The sequence below is a fragment of the Escherichia sp. KS167_9B genome, from assembly GCF_030295215.1.
Classification (GTDB): Bacteria; Pseudomonadota; Gammaproteobacteria; order Enterobacterales; family Enterobacteriaceae; genus Escherichia; species Escherichia coli_F.
Genome location: NZ_AP025754.1, coordinates 681,135 through 695,328 on the forward strand (window position 1 = coordinate 681,135; position 14,194 = coordinate 695,328).

The window sequence follows — 14,194 nt, forward strand, 5'->3', positions numbered from 1 at the left end:
TTATTTTTACACTGGTTATAAAAGTTGCCGATTGCTGAAGGATTAAGCGGGTAATATGATAACAAACCTTGTCCCCCGCGCATCTGACGTTACCGCAACCGTGCCTTTATGCGCGACAACAATTGATTTCACTATCGCCAGACCAATACCGCTACCTTCACCTTTTCGCTGGCGGGAAGGATCAACGCGGTAGAAACGGTCAAACAAACGCGGTAAGTGCTCGGGCGCAATGGGCGTACCGGGGTTTTCGACGGTAACTTGCACCTGGTGATCGACCGTTTGACAGCGCACTACAATTGCCTCTCCGGGCGGCGTATAACGCAGGGCGTTAGAAAGCAGGTTGCTTAGCGCCCGACGCAGCATCAGCGGATCGCCCGCAACCTGACATTTGTCGCCAACAAACCGTAGTGCTACGCCGCGATCTTCCGCTAACGCCTCGAAAAAATCGAACACTTTACCAACTTCATCCGCCAGGTTGAGCATTTTCTTTTCGGGGATTAACTGGTTGTTATCGGCCTGAGCGAGAAACAGCATATCGCTGACCATTTTCGCCATTCGCGTCAGCTCTTCGAGATTAGAGTAGAGCACATCTTCCAGCTCCTTCTGGCTGCGCGACTGGCTGAGGGCGATTTCCGTTTGCGTTATGAGATTCGTAATCGGCGTGCGAATTTCGTGGGCGATATCCGCACAGAAATTGGACTGGCGGGTAAAGACATCCTCGATACGCTCGATCATATGGTTGAACGACAGCACCAGTTGTTCCAGTTCAATGGGCACGGTCTGTGGATCGAGGCGAACGTCGAGATCTTTCGAGGTAATGTTCTGGATTTGACGGCTGACGCTGCGAATTGGCGCGTGGCCTTTATGTACCGCCAACAGCACGATAAAGACGATCAGGATGCTGATGATCGATGCGGTCATAATAAGTTTATTCATCAAATCATTAATGTAATGAAGATGAAAATCAATAGACAGCGCGATGTAGAGCGTATAAATCGGTTTGCCGTCCACCAGCGGGCCAACCGGCAAGTTAATCATCCGCCAGTTGCTGTGTTCTATATGCCCGTGACCGTGGCCTGGCATCATCATTGTCGGGCCGGAAAGGAGATACACCTCGCCGCCCCGAGCGTCTTTATCGGGTATGGCATCACGTGCAAACTCGCGGATATCCGGCGCGCCGGGGGAGTGATACACCGTTTTACCGTGGCTATCTGCCAGAGAAATCAACACATTGGAATAACCACTGACAATATCTTCCAGCGTCATTAAGCGTCGGGCTTGCGTTTCGTCAGGGTGATTAAGTACCCGTTCAAGTGTGGCGCTAATCTCTTTTAAATCATTAATATCCTGCTCGGCAAAATGCACTTTTACTGAGTGGATCATGATCCATGCAAAGGCGAAAAACGCCGCGATGGTGGCCAGGCTAATAAAAAAGGTCAGGCGGGTTGCCAGCGAAAACGGGCGCTGAAACGGCTTACTGACCATCCGGCACCTCAAGCATGTAACCCACGCCGCGCACGGTTTGAATCAGCTTCGGCTCAAAGTCGTTGTCGATTTTGCCGCGCAGCCGCTTCACCGCCACATCAATGGCGTTAGTGTCGCTGTCGAAATTCATGTCCCACACCTGCGAGGCGATAAGCGAGCGGGGCAGCACTTCGCCCTGATGGCGAAGGAAAAACTCCAGCAGAGTAAACTCTTTACTGGTCAAAGTGATGCGCGTGCCGCTGCGGGTGACTTTGCGGCTGACCAGATCAACCATTAAATCGGCAACCTGAAACTGACTTTCGATAATCACCGCCGCCCCGCGACGCAGTAGAGTGCGCACCCGCGCCAGCAGTTCAGCAAAAGCGAACGGCTTCACCAGATAGTCATCCGCTCCCAGCTCCAGCCCCTTGACGCGATGTTCAATGGTGCCAAGCGCGGTAAGCAACAGAATCGGCATCCCTTTATTGGCGGAACGCAACATACGCACGATATCCCAGCCGTTCACGTCCGGCAGCATAATATCTAGGATTATCAGGTCATAATCACCTGTCATCGCCAGATGGTATCCATTCAGCCCGTTATCGGCCAAATCAACCACAAAACCGGCCTCGGTTAACCCTTTGGTTAAGTATTCGCCGGTTTTCTTTTCATCTTCGACAATCAACAGTTTCATATTTCCTCCGCATGTTGCCCGGGCAATTCTAGAGTAGCGGGATCAGATGGCAATCGCTTATTGGCAAAATGACAATTTTGTCATTTTCCTGTCACCGGAAAATCAGAGCCTGGCGAGTAAAGTTGGCGGCATAAAATCACCAGAAATTATGAGCCTATGTCTCCTTGTAAACTTCTGCCATTTTGTGTGGCCCTTGCGCTAACCGGTTGTTCACTGGCACCGGAATATCAGCGTCCGGCAATGCCCGTGCCGCAGCAGTTCTCACTCAGCCAGAACGGCCTGGTTAACGCGGTAGATAACTACCAGAACGCGGGCTGGCGCACCTTTTTTGTTGATAATCAGGTGAAGACGCTGATTAGCGAGGCGCTGGTGAATAATCGGGATTTGCGCATGGCGACGCTGAAAGTGCAGGAGGCACGGGCGCAATATCGTCTGACCGATGCCGACCGCTACCCGCAGCTCAATGGCGAGGGTAGCGGCAGCTGGAGCGGCAATCTTAAAGGCGATTCAGCCACGACGCGGGAGTTCTCGACTGGCCTTAACGCCAGCTTTGATCTCGATTTTTTCGGTCGCTTAAAGAACATGAGCGAAGCCGAGCGACAAAATTATTTAGCCACTGAGGAAGCTCAGCGCGCGGTGCATATTCTGCTGGTTTCTAATGTCGCGCAAAGCTATTTCAATCAGCAACTGGCTTATGCGCAATTACAAATAGCCGAAGAAACGCTGCGTAATTATCAGCAGTCATATGCGTTTGTCGAAAAACAACTTTTGACTGGTAGCAGCAATGTTCTGGCGCTGGAACAGGCTCGCGGGGTGATAGAAAGTACCCGCAGTGATATCGCTAAACGTCAGGGGGAACTGGCGCAGGCGAATAATGCATTGCAACTGTTATTGGGAAACTACGGCAAGCTGCCGCAAGCGCAGACAGTAAACAGCGACAGCCTGCAAAGCGTTAAATTACCGGCGGGCTTGTCGTCGCAAATCTTGTTGCAGCGCCCGGATATTATGGAAGCTGAACACGCGTTAATGGCGGCTAATGCCAATATTGGTGCTGCGCGTGCGGCATTTTTCCCGTCTATAAGCCTGACCAGTGGAATATCAACCGCCAGCAGCGATCTGTCATCATTATTTAACGCCAGCAGCGGGATGTGGAATTTTATTCCCAAAATTGAGATCCCCATTTTTAATGCCGGACGCAACCAGGCCAATCTGGATATCGCCGAAATTCGCCAGCAGCAGTCGGTGGTGAATTATGAACAGAAAATTCAGAACGCCTTTAAAGAAGTGGCAGATGCGCTTGCATTACGTCAAAGCCTGAACGATCAAATCAGCGCCCAGCAGCGTTATCTGGCGTCGCTGCAAATTACCCTGCAACGGGCGCGGGCATTATATCAGCACGGCGCGGTAAGTTATCTGGAAGTGCTGGATGCCGAACGTTCTTTATTTGCAACCCGACAAACTTTACTCGACCTGAATTATGCCCGTCAGGTTAACGAAGTTTCCTTATATACCGCCCTGGGTGGCGGTTGGCAGCAATAAATTTTAACTCCAGGAGAGAATAATGAAAAAAGCACTGCAAGTCGTAATGTTCAGTCTGTTTACTGTTATTGGCTTTAATGCCCAGGCTAACGAACATCACCATGAAACCATGAGCGAAGCACAACCACAGGTTATTAGCGCCACCGGTGTGGTAAAAGGTGTTGATCTGGAAAGCAAAAAAATCACCATCCATCACGATCCGATTGCTGCCGTGAACTGGCCGGAGATGACCATGCGCTTTACCATCACCCCGCAGACGAAAATGAGTGAAATTAAAACTGGCGACAAAGTAGCGTTTAATTTTGTCCAGCAGGGCAACCTTTCTTTATTACAGGATATTAAAGTCAGCCAGTAACCCAGGTTTAATGAGATGAAAAAAATCGCGCTTATTATCGGCAGCATGATCGCGGGCGGTATTATTTCTGCGGCAGGTTTTACCTGGTTTGCAAAGGCTGAACCGCCCGCAGAAAAAACGTCGACCGCAGAACGTAAAGTCTTATTCTGGTACGACCCAATGTATCCCAATACGCGGTTCGATAAACCAGGTAAATCGCCGTTTATGGATATGGATCTGGTGCCGAAATATGCCGATGAAGAGAGTTCTGCGTCTGGTGTGCGCATTGACCCGACCCAGACGCAAAATCTGGGGGTGAAAACGGCGACCGTCACGCGCGGGCCGCTGACTTTTGCCCAGAGTTTCCCAGCGAATGTGAGTTACAACGAGTATCAGTTTGCCATTGTGCAGGCCCGCGCCGCCGGGTTTATCGACAAGGTGTATCCGCTCACCGTGGGCGATAAAGTGCAAAAGGGCACACCGCTTCTCGACCTGACCATTCCCGACTGGGTGGAAGCGCAGAGTGAGTATTTACTGCTGCGCGAAACCGGCGGTACGGCGACCCAGACTGAAGGCATTCTTGAGCGCCTGCGGCTGGCGGGAATGCCGGAGGCCGATATTCGCCGCCTGATTACCACGCAAAAAATCCAGACTCGCTTTACGCTCAAAGCGCCCATTGATGGCGTGATCACCGCGTTTGATCTGCGCGCGGGAATGAATATCGCCAAAGATAACGTGGTCGCGAAAATTCAGGGTATGGACCCGGTGTGGGTCACTGCTGCGATCCCGGAGTCCATCGCCTGGCTGGTGAAAGATGCCTCGCAATTTACGCTCACCGTTCCGGCGCGACCGGATAAAACGCTCAGCATCCGCAAATGGACCCTTCTACCCGGCGTGGATGCCGCGACCCGCACGCTGCAACTGCGTCTGGAGGTCGACAACGCCGACGAGGCGCTAAAACCGGGAATGAACGCCTGGTTGCAACTCAACACCGCCAGTGAACCGATGCTGCTCATTCCGTCACAGGCACTGATTGATACTGGTAACGAACAGCGGGTGATTACCGTTGATGCCGACGGGCGCTTTGTACCGAAACGCGTTGCTGTTTTCCAGGCGTCGCAAGGCGTCACCGCGCTACGTTCTGGTCTGGCGGAAGGTGAAAAGGTGGTTTCCAGCGGCCTGTACCTGATTGATTCTGAAGCCAATATTTCTGGCGCACTGGAGCGGATGCGCTCTGAAAGTGCTACCCATGCGCATTGAGGGAATAACCAATGATTGAATGGATTATTCGTCGCTCGGTGGCGAACCGTTTTCTGGTGCTGATGGGCGCGTTGTTTCTGAGTATCTGGGGCACCTGGACTATCATTAACACGCCAGTGGATGCGCTGCCGGATCTCTCCGATGTGCAGGTGATTATTAAAACCAGCTATCCCGGTCAGGCACCGCAAATCGTTGAAAATCAGGTGACTTATCCGCTAACCACCACCATGTTGTCAGTACCTGGCGCGAAGACTGTGCGCGGTTTCTCGCAGTTTGGCGACTCTTATGTGTATGTCATTTTCGAAGATGGCACCGATCCGTACTGGGCGCGCTCGCGGGTACTGGAGTACCTCAACCAGGTACAGGGTAAACTGCCTGCGGGAGTCAGCGCCGAGTTGGGGCCAGATGCCACGGGTGTTGGCTGGATCTATGAATATGCACTGGTGGATCGCAGCGGTAAGCACGATCTGGCCGATTTACGCTCATTGCAGGACTGGTTTCTCAAATATGAGCTAAAAACCATCCCTGACGTTGCGGAAGTGGCGTCGGTGGGCGGTGTGGTGAAAGAGTATCAGGTGGTTATCGATCCACAGCGCCTGGCGCAATATGGCATCAGTCTCGCCGAAGTAAAAAGCGCGCTGGATGCTTCAAACCAGGAAGCGGGCGGTTCGTCGATCGAACTGGCGGAAGCGGAATATATGGTGCGCGCCAGCGGCTATCTGCAAACGCTCGACGACTTTAATCACATCGTTTTAAAAGCCAGTGAAAATGGCGTGCCCGTCTATCTGCGTGATGTTGCGAAGGTCCAGGTTGGCCCGGAAATGCGCCGGGGTATTGCCGAACTGAACGGCGAAGGCGAAGTGGCAGGTGGGGTGGTGATCCTGCGTTCCGGCAAAAACGCCCGTGAAGTGATCGCCGCCGTGAAGGACAAACTGGAAACGCTGAAAAGCAGTCTGCCGGAAGGCGTGGAGATAGTTACAACATACGATCGCAGCCAGCTTATTGACCGCGCCATCGACAACCTCAGCGGCAAGCTGCTGGAAGAGTTTATTGTGGTGGCGGTAGTCTGCGCGCTGTTTCTCTGGCATGTGCGCTCGGCGCTGGTGGCGATTATTTCGTTGCCGCTGGGGTTGTGTATTGCTTTTATTATCATGCACTTCCAGGGGCTGAATGCCAATATTATGTCGCTGGGCGGTATTGCGATTGCCGTCGGGGCGATGGTCGATGCCGCTATCGTCATGATCGAGAATGCGCATAAACGGCTGGAAGAGTGGCAGCACCAGCATCCTGACGCCACGCTGGATAATAAAACGCGCTGGCAGGTGATCACCGATGCATCTGTTGAAGTGGGGCCAGCGCTGTTTATCAGTCTACTGATTATCACGCTGTCGTTTATCCCGATCTTCACCCTGGAAGGGCAGGAAGGGCGTCTGTTTGGCCCGCTGGCGTTCACCAAAACGTATGCGATGGCGGGCGCGGCGCTGCTGGCGATCGTAGTGATCCCGATCCTGATGGGCTACTGGATCCGTGGCAAAATTCCACCAGAAAGCAGTAATCCGCTCAATCGCTTTTTGATTCGTGTTTATCATCCGCTGTTGCTGAAAGTACTGCACTGGCCTAAAACCACGCTGTTGGTGGCGGCGCTTTCGGTGCTGACGGTTCTCTGGCCGCTCAATAAAGTTGGCGGAGAATTTTTACCGCAGATCAATGAAGGCGACTTGTTGTATATGCCATCGACACTGCCGGGGATTTCCGCAGCGGAGGCGGCGAGTATGCTGCAAAAAACCGACAAGCTGATTATGAGCGTAGCTGAAGTGGCGCGGGTGTTTGGCAAAACCGGGAAAGCGGAAACCGCCACCGACTCCGCACCGCTGGAGATGGTAGAAACGACCATCCAGCTTAAGCCACAGGATCAGTGGCGGCCAGGCATGACGATGGACAAAATCATTGAGGAACTGGACAACACCGTGCGTCTGCCGGGGCTGGCGAATCTGTGGGTGCCGCCAATCCGTAACCGTATCGATATGCTCTCGACTGGCATTAAAAGCCCCATCGGCATTAAAGTTTCCGGCACTGTGCTGGCGGATATCGACGCGATGGCGGAGCAAATTGAAGAAGTGGCGCGAACGGTGCCAGGCGTGGCTTCTGCCCTTGCCGAGCGTCTGGAAGGTGGGCGCTATATCAACGTTGAGATCAACCGTGAAAAAGCCGCGCGTTACGGTATGACGGTGGCGGATGTGCAGTTGTTTGTGACTTCTGCGGTGGGCGGTGCGATGGTTGGTGAAACGGTGGAAGGGATTGCCCGTTATCCAATTAATCTGCGTTATCCGCAAAGCTGGCGCGATAGCCCACAGGCGCTGCGCCAGCTACCGATCCTGACGCCGATGAAGCAGCAAATCACCCTGGCGGATGTGGCCGACGTTAAAGTCTCTACCGGACCGTCGATGCTGAAAACCGAGAATGCGCGCCCGACAAGCTGGATTTATATCGATGCCCGCGATCGTGACATGGTGTCGGTGGTTCACGATTTGCAAAAAGCGATTGCCGAGAAAGTGCAGTTAAAACCGGGCACCAGCGTGGCATTCTCCGGGCAGTTCGAGCTACTGGAGCGCGCCAACCATAAGCTGAAACTCATGGTGCCGATGACGTTGATGATCATCTTCGTGCTGTTGTATCTGGCGTTCCGTCGCGTGGGCGAAGCGTTGCTGATTATCAGCAGCGTACCGTTTGCGCTGGTGGGCGGCATCTGGTTGCTGTGGTGGATGGGCTTTCATCTTTCCGTGGCGACGGGCACTGGCTTTATCGCCCTCGCCGGGGTCGCCGCCGAATTTGGCGTGGTGATGTTGATGTATTTACGTCACGCCATAGAGGCAGATCCATCCCTGGATAATCCGCAAACATTCAGCGAGCAGAAGCTGGATGAAGCGTTATATCACGGCGCGGTACTGCGCGTGCGCCCGAAAGCGATGACGGTGGCGGTGATTATCGCGGGTCTGCTGCCGATTTTGTGGGGAACGGGGGCAGGTTCAGAGGTGATGAGCCGGATTGCCGCGCCGATGATTGGCGGCATGATTACCGCACCTTTGCTGTCGCTGTTTATTATTCCGGCGGCGTATAAGCTGATGTGGCTGCACCGACACCGGGTACGGAAATAAAAGCAAGATACCCGGTTTAACCGTGTGGATTGTGTCTTGCGACGATGGGCACTAAATGTTAAAAGGTGCCCCTCAACAAAAAAGACACACAGGGGAAAGGCGTGAAAAACGCGTCAACCGTATCGGAAGATACTGCGTCGAATAAAGAGCCGACGCTTCATCGCGGATTACATAACCGTCATATTCAACTGATTGCGCTGGGTGGCGCTATTGGTACTGGTCTGTTTCTTGGCATTGGCCCGGCGATTCAGATGGCAGGTCCGGCTGTATTGTTGGGCTACGGCGTCGCCGGGATCATTGCTTTCCTGATTATGCGCCAGCTTGGCGAGATGGTGGTTGAGGAGCCGGTATCCGGTTCGTTTGCCCACTTTGCCTATAAATACTGGGGACCGTTTGCGGGCTTCCTCTCAGGCTGGAACTACTGGGTGATGTTCGTACTGGTAGGGATGGCTGAACTCACCGCTGCGGGCATCTATATGCAGTACTGGTTCCCGGATGTTCCCACCTGGATCTGGGCTGCCGCCTTCTTTATTATCATCAATGCTGTTAACCTGGTGAATGTGCGCTTATATGGCGAAACTGAGTTCTGGTTTGCGCTGATTAAAGTGCTGGCGATCATCGGTATGATCGGCTTTGGCCTGTGGCTGCTGTTTTCTGGTCACGGCGGTGAGAAAGCCAGTATCGACAACCTCTGGCGCTACGGTGGTTTCTTTGCCACGGGCTGGAATGGGCTGATTTTGTCCCTGGCGGTGATTATGTTCTCCTTCGGCGGGCTGGAGCTGATTGGGATTACTGCCGCTGAAGCGCGCGATCCGGAAAAAAGTATTCCAAAAGCGGTAAATCAGGTGGTTTATCGCATCCTGCTGTTTTATATCGGTTCACTGGTGGTTTTACTGGCACTCTATCCGTGGGTGGAAGTGAAATCCAACAGTAGCCCGTTTGTGATGATTTTCCATAATCTCGACAGCAACGTGGTGGCTTCTGCGCTGAACTTCGTCATTCTGGTAGCATCATTATCGGTATACAACAGCGGGGTTTACTCCAACAGCCGGATGCTGTTTGGTCTTTCTGTGCAGGGTAATGCACCGAAGTTTTTGACTCGCGTCAGCCGTCGCGGCGTGCCGATTAACTCGCTGATGCTTTCCGGGGCTATCACTTCGCTGGTGGTGTTGATCAACTATCTGCTGCCGCAAAAAGCATTTGGTCTGCTGATGGCGCTGGTGGTGGCAACGTTGCTGTTGAACTGGATTATGATCTGTCTGGCGCATCTGCGTTTTCGCGCGGCGATGCGACGTCAGGGGCGTGAAACACAGTTTAAGGCGCTGCTCTATCCATTCGGCAACTATCTCTGCATTGCCTTCCTCGGCATGATTTTGCTGCTGATGTGCACGATGGATGATATGCGCTTGTCGGCAATTTTGCTGCCGGTGTGGATTGTATTCCTGTTTGTGGCGTTTAAAACATTGCGTAGAAAAGCGAATTAAGCTGATGTGAGGCTGATTTGCCCGATGCGCAAGCTTATCGGGCCTACAATTTGTAACGATTCTGTAAGTCGGATAAGGCGTTCACGCCGCATCCGACAAAACGAAGTCAACCATCTGAATCCGCTCTCATCCATTCGATGAGAGCGGATTTTTTAATTACTGCTTAAATGCACCCGCCAGAGAGCGAATATCATTGCCGGTTGGTGACTGATGAAGCCGCAGACCAAACTCTTCGACAATCGCAAATATGTGGTCGAAAATATCAGCCTGAATACTTTCATATTCCAGCCACACCACGGTGTTGGTAAACGCATAGATCTCGAGCGGTAAACCGTTATCGCCAGGAGCTAGTTGGCGTACCATTAAGGTCATATCTTTACGAATCCGCGGATGGTTACGTAGATATTCGTTCAGATAGGCGCGAAAGGTTCCAATATTGGTCATTCGACGCAGGTTTAATACCGACTCCGTAGAACCTTGCTGGCGATTCCACTCATTAATTTCCTGATGGCGGCTGGTTAAATAAGGTTTTAACAAATGCGCTTTATTCAGACGTTGCATTTCGTCTTCATCAAGAAAATGAATACTGGTGACATCAATGCTGATACTGCGTTTAATACGTCGCCCGCCGGATGCTGACATCCCGCTCCAGTTTTTAAAGGAGTCAGAAACCAGAGACCAGGTAGGAATAGTGGTAATGGTATTGTCCCAGTTACGCACTTTGACGGTGGTTAACCCAATATCGATCACCGCGCCATCCGCGCCGTATTTCGGCATCTCCAGCCAGTCGCCCAGTTTCAGCATATCGTTCGCGGAAAGCTGAATACCTGCCACCAGACCAAGAATCGGATCTTTAAATACCAACATCAGCACGGCAGCCATTGCACCAAGACCGCTGATCAGAATCGCTGGCGATTGACCAATCAGCAGCGAGATCATCAAAATGCCGACCAGAATCGCGCCGATCAGTTTAATCCCCTGAAATATCCCTTTCAGCGGTAACTGAGACGCCGCCGGGAATTTCTGCGCCAGATTCAAAATAACATCCAGCAACGAGAAGACTGAAAGCAGTGCATACATCATGATCCACAACTGCGCGCAGGTGGTCAGAATATCAGCCGCTTCGGTGCCTTTTTGCAGCCAGAATACCGCCTGAATATTGACGATAATCCCCTGCAAGGTGAAAGCTAAACGGTGGAAGAGTTTATTCTGGGTAATGATTTGCAACCATAGCCGTGAACTGGCGATGGCACGTTTTTCGAAGGTCCGTAGTACTACCCAGTGCAAAATAATATGCACTACAACGGCAGTCAGAAAAATAATACCGAAAATCATCACCATCGAGGTGGTGTGATCAAACTCAATACCCGCTAAATCTTCAACCTGGGATATTAAATCCTGCATAACGTCTCCTTTATACAACAGTAGCCTATGATGACGGCTGAAACAGGGTTATGCAAATCAGGATAATCTGAGGGGAAATAGCCGGGCGGATGCCCGGCAAAGGAGAATTACACTTCAGTTATGGTGATGTTTTGCGGCAGACGGGATTTCGGCAGTGTAGCGTTGAAATCTTCGACGCTGTGATGACCCACCGGAACAACCACCAGGCTGGTGTAGCCTTTCTCTTTCAGACCAAATTCTTCATCGAGGATTGCTGCGTCAAAACCTTCGATTGGCACCGCGTCCAGACCCAGCGCCGCAACGCCCAGCAGGAAGTTACCGACGTTGAGGTAAACCTGTTTTGCCATCCACTCAGCATCATCATGCAGATCTTTACGGTGCATATCGGCGAAGAATTTGCGACCTTTATCGTTCGCGGCTTTCGCTTCCGGCGTGGCAAAGCGGCCATCGGCATCTTCCTGGTCAACAACCTGTTTCAGCCAGGCATCGTCCATCGCGGTTTTCGCGCAGAACACCACGACGTGCGAGGCATCAAGCATTTTGCGCTCGTTGAACACGTAATTATCGGCGGCGGATTTGGCAACACGCGCTTTGCCTTCTTCCGTGCTGGCAACAATAAAATGCCACGGCTGGGAGTTGGTGCTGGATGGGCTGTACTGCAGCAGCGTTTTGATCTGCTCGGCCTGTTCCGGGGTAAGTTTTTTGCTGGCATCAAATGCCTTAGTGGAATGACGCTTTAAGGCGACAGAAATGATATCCATAAAGACTCCATGTGTAAGTAATTTTGCGTGCCAGCAGATTACAAGGTTCAACAAGAAATGGTAAGCGAGAAAAATGCGCTATAGATTTTCGCTTTTAGTCTGGGCGCACTCTTTTTTGATCGCGTTTAGATAAGCCATCAACCACTAAATTCCATGAATCATCGATAAGATCGCGCAGTAACGCTTCGGAGATCTCATCGCCTGGATACACTGAAATCCAGTGCTTCTTATTCATGTGATACCCTGGCTTAATGCTCGGGTATATCTGCTGATTTAACAGGGATTTTTGTGGATCGGACTTCAAATTGATAAAGGGGACGCCGCGCAGCTCCGACGACAGCATAAAAATCTTGCCGCCAATTTTAAAAACATCGAACTCCGGGCCAAAAGGCCAGCAAAGCTCGACAAAGGGTAACTCAAGGGCCAGGCGTTTCGCCGTTTCGTGCAGTGATTGCTTATCCATAAACGTTCCTTTAGGCGAAGGAGAATAAGCAAAGTATGCCGTGAAGTACGGCGATAATCGACGTTTAATCCGCCAGCGAGAACCAGCGTCGCCAGATAAAGCGCAGAACAAAATACTCAATTGCGCCCAGCACTAAAAACCACAGGCAAAACAATAAAGTGTAAAGCTGGCTAAGATCCATCAGATGGAACGTGCTCACCAGTTTTTGTGCCAGCGTCAGCCCCAGTGCGGGGGCGGGCAGCAGCAGGCAAGAGAGGAAAGCCATCAGCAAAATGCCTGCTGCGGTGGTTAAGGTTTCTAAAGGGTGTTTCATAACATTGTTAAATGTAAGTTAAAACACCATTGTCAGGGATATTCTTCTGTAAGGCAATTCCCGACTTATTCTCCGGCCCAAATCTCACAATGCTTTTTCACCAGTCCAATCAGAGAGCCGCCATCGGCGACGAAATCACGCATCAGCTGCGCTTCATTCAGACCGCTGACGACCTGGCGATGCAGGGCCTCAATCGCGCTCGATGCGCCAATTTTATCTGCGGAAGGGGCGATTTTTTCCAGTAAACGCAAGGTGGCTTCCGTTAGTGACCGACGATCGCCAGTATGCGGATCGGTAATGACGCCTTCCAGCCCATAGCGACAGGCCTGGAAACGGTTGAATTTATACAGCAGGTAATCTTTCTCCTGATGTTTAAACGGGCGTTCCGTCAGTAACCAGTGGGCGGTAGCCTGAATTAATCCCGCCATATTTACCGCGTGGCTAAGGGTTAACGGGGTATCCATCACCCGAACTTCCACCGTACCAAAATGGGGGCTGGGGCGAATATCCCAGTGCAGATCTTTAATGCTGTCGATCATCGTGGTGTAACTCAGGCAGCGAAACAGGGCTTCAAATTGTTGCCAGTTACTGACCCACGGCATCGGGCCATTATCGGGAAAGGCGGAAAAAATATTCGGTCGTGAAGAGGCAAAACGCGTATCCGTTCCTTGCATATATGGCGACGCGGCGGAAAGGGCGATAAAGTGCGGCACAAACCGTGACAAGCCGTGCAGCAAATAAATGGCGTCATCGCCACTGGCGCAGCCAACATGAACATGCTGACCAAAAACGGTCGCCTGCTGGATGAGATAACCAAAGTTTTCCAGCGTTCGTTGATAGCGTTCGTTATCGCATACCTCCTGACGCTGCCATTTCTGAAACGGGTGCGTGCCACCGCCGCAAATTTCCAGATGATGGTCTGCGGCTGCCTGCAATACGACTTTCTGCATCGCTGAAAATTGCCCGGCAGCCTGGTTGATATCACGGCAAACATCCGTCGCCAGCTCCAGCATGCTTTCGGTGATATCGTGCTTTACTTCCCCGGCAGTGATCTGATTTTTAACCGCGTCAATCAGCGTTGAAGAGTCCTGGCTTAAGTCATAGCCCGGCGGATTAACCACCTGCATTTCCAGTTCAATACCGAGGGTAAAAGGTTCAGAGACTTGAAAATCGGGTAATGGCATAGGTTTCTCTTATGTTGGCGTTTTCTATTCAGTATAGAAGTGGGAGCGACTGGGCGAGATGCGGAAGTTCTGGAATGTTTCTTTTTTTTGGTGATGGTGAACTGATTGCTACTGAAGCAATTTGGCTACTTTTGCAATG

12 protein-coding genes are annotated in these 14,194 nt (G+C 51.8%); 5 read left to right on the top strand and 7 right to left on the bottom strand.

Features of this window, described 5'->3' with window-relative positions:
- Positions 1–42: 42 nt before the first annotated feature.
- A complete protein-coding gene (gene cusS / locus QUE34_RS03180) occupies positions 43–1,485 on the bottom strand; it encodes a Cu(+)/Ag(+) sensor histidine kinase CusS (protein ID WP_103253840.1) in 1,443 nt (480 codons plus the stop codon).
- Positions 1,475–2,158, bottom strand: coding sequence for a copper response regulator transcription factor CusR (gene cusR, locus QUE34_RS03185; protein WP_000770953.1), 684 nt, complete (start codon positions 2,156–2,158; stop codon positions 1,475–1,477). The genes cusS and cusR overlap by 11 nt, the downstream gene beginning before the upstream one ends.
- A 156-nt stretch (positions 2,159–2,314) precedes the next feature.
- Here cusR and cusC point away from each other — a divergent pair, with 156 nt between their 5' ends.
- The 5 genes from cusC to pheP all read left to right on the top strand — a co-directional run bounded on the left by cusC (position 2,315) and on the right by pheP (position 9,930).
- Complete coding sequence (gene cusC, locus QUE34_RS03190) at positions 2,315–3,697, top strand: Cu(+)/Ag(+) efflux RND transporter outer membrane channel CusC (RefSeq protein ID WP_000074270.1); 1,383 nt, start codon at positions 2,315–2,317, stop codon at positions 3,695–3,697.
- 22 nt (positions 3,698–3,719) lie between these two features.
- The gene (gene cusF, locus QUE34_RS03195; protein ID WP_032183576.1) at positions 3,720–4,052 is read left to right on the top strand and encodes a Cu(+)/Ag(+) efflux RND transporter periplasmic metallochaperone CusF; all 333 of its coding nucleotides are present in this window, start codon (positions 3,720–3,722) and stop codon (positions 4,050–4,052) included.
- A 15-nt stretch (positions 4,053–4,067) separates the two neighbouring features.
- Positions 4,068–5,291 (top strand): Cu(+)/Ag(+) efflux RND transporter periplasmic adaptor subunit CusB, encoded by a 1,224-nt coding sequence (gene cusB / locus QUE34_RS03200; protein ID WP_032302640.1) that lies wholly within the window; start codon positions 4,068–4,070, stop codon positions 5,289–5,291.
- A gap of 11 nt (positions 5,292–5,302) precedes the next feature.
- Positions 5,303–8,446: a Cu(+)/Ag(+) efflux RND transporter permease subunit CusA gene (gene cusA / locus QUE34_RS03205; RefSeq protein WP_103253839.1), complete on the top strand. Its 3,144-nt coding sequence runs from the start codon at positions 5,303–5,305 to the stop codon at positions 8,444–8,446.
- Positions 8,447–8,547: 101 nt separating this feature from the next.
- A complete protein-coding gene (pheP, locus tag QUE34_RS03210) occupies positions 8,548–9,930 on the top strand; it encodes a phenylalanine transporter (RefSeq protein WP_024211934.1) in 1,383 nt (460 codons plus the stop codon).
- Positions 9,931–10,086: 156 nt separating this feature from the next.
- Here the strand turns inward: pheP and ybdG are convergent, their stop codons facing one another.
- The 5 genes from ybdG to QUE34_RS03235 form a co-directional block, all read right to left on the bottom strand.
- Positions 10,087–11,334, bottom strand: coding sequence for a mechanosensitive ion channel YbdG (ybdG, locus tag QUE34_RS03215; protein WP_001153126.1), 1,248 nt, complete (start codon positions 11,332–11,334; stop codon positions 10,087–10,089).
- A gap of 107 nt (positions 11,335–11,441) precedes the next feature.
- On the bottom strand, positions 11,442–12,095 hold the full coding sequence (gene nfsB / locus QUE34_RS03220) for an oxygen-insensitive NAD(P)H nitroreductase (protein WP_000351455.1): 654 nt from the start codon (positions 12,093–12,095) through the stop codon (positions 11,442–11,444).
- A 94-nt stretch (positions 12,096–12,189) separates the two neighbouring features.
- Entirely contained in the window at positions 12,190–12,558 is a 369-nt protein-coding gene (locus tag QUE34_RS03225; protein ID WP_000360942.1) for an MmcQ/YjbR family DNA-binding protein, read from the bottom strand.
- A gap of 64 nt (positions 12,559–12,622) precedes the next feature.
- Entirely contained in the window at positions 12,623–12,871 is a 249-nt protein-coding gene (locus tag QUE34_RS03230) for a DUF1158 domain-containing protein (RefSeq protein WP_000682514.1), read from the bottom strand.
- Positions 12,872–12,936: 65 nt separating this feature from the next.
- Positions 12,937–14,055: a YbdK family carboxylate-amine ligase gene (locus QUE34_RS03235; RefSeq protein ID WP_105268418.1), complete on the bottom strand. Its 1,119-nt coding sequence runs from the start codon at positions 14,053–14,055 to the stop codon at positions 12,937–12,939.
- Between the last annotated feature and the right edge of the window lie 139 nt (positions 14,056–14,194).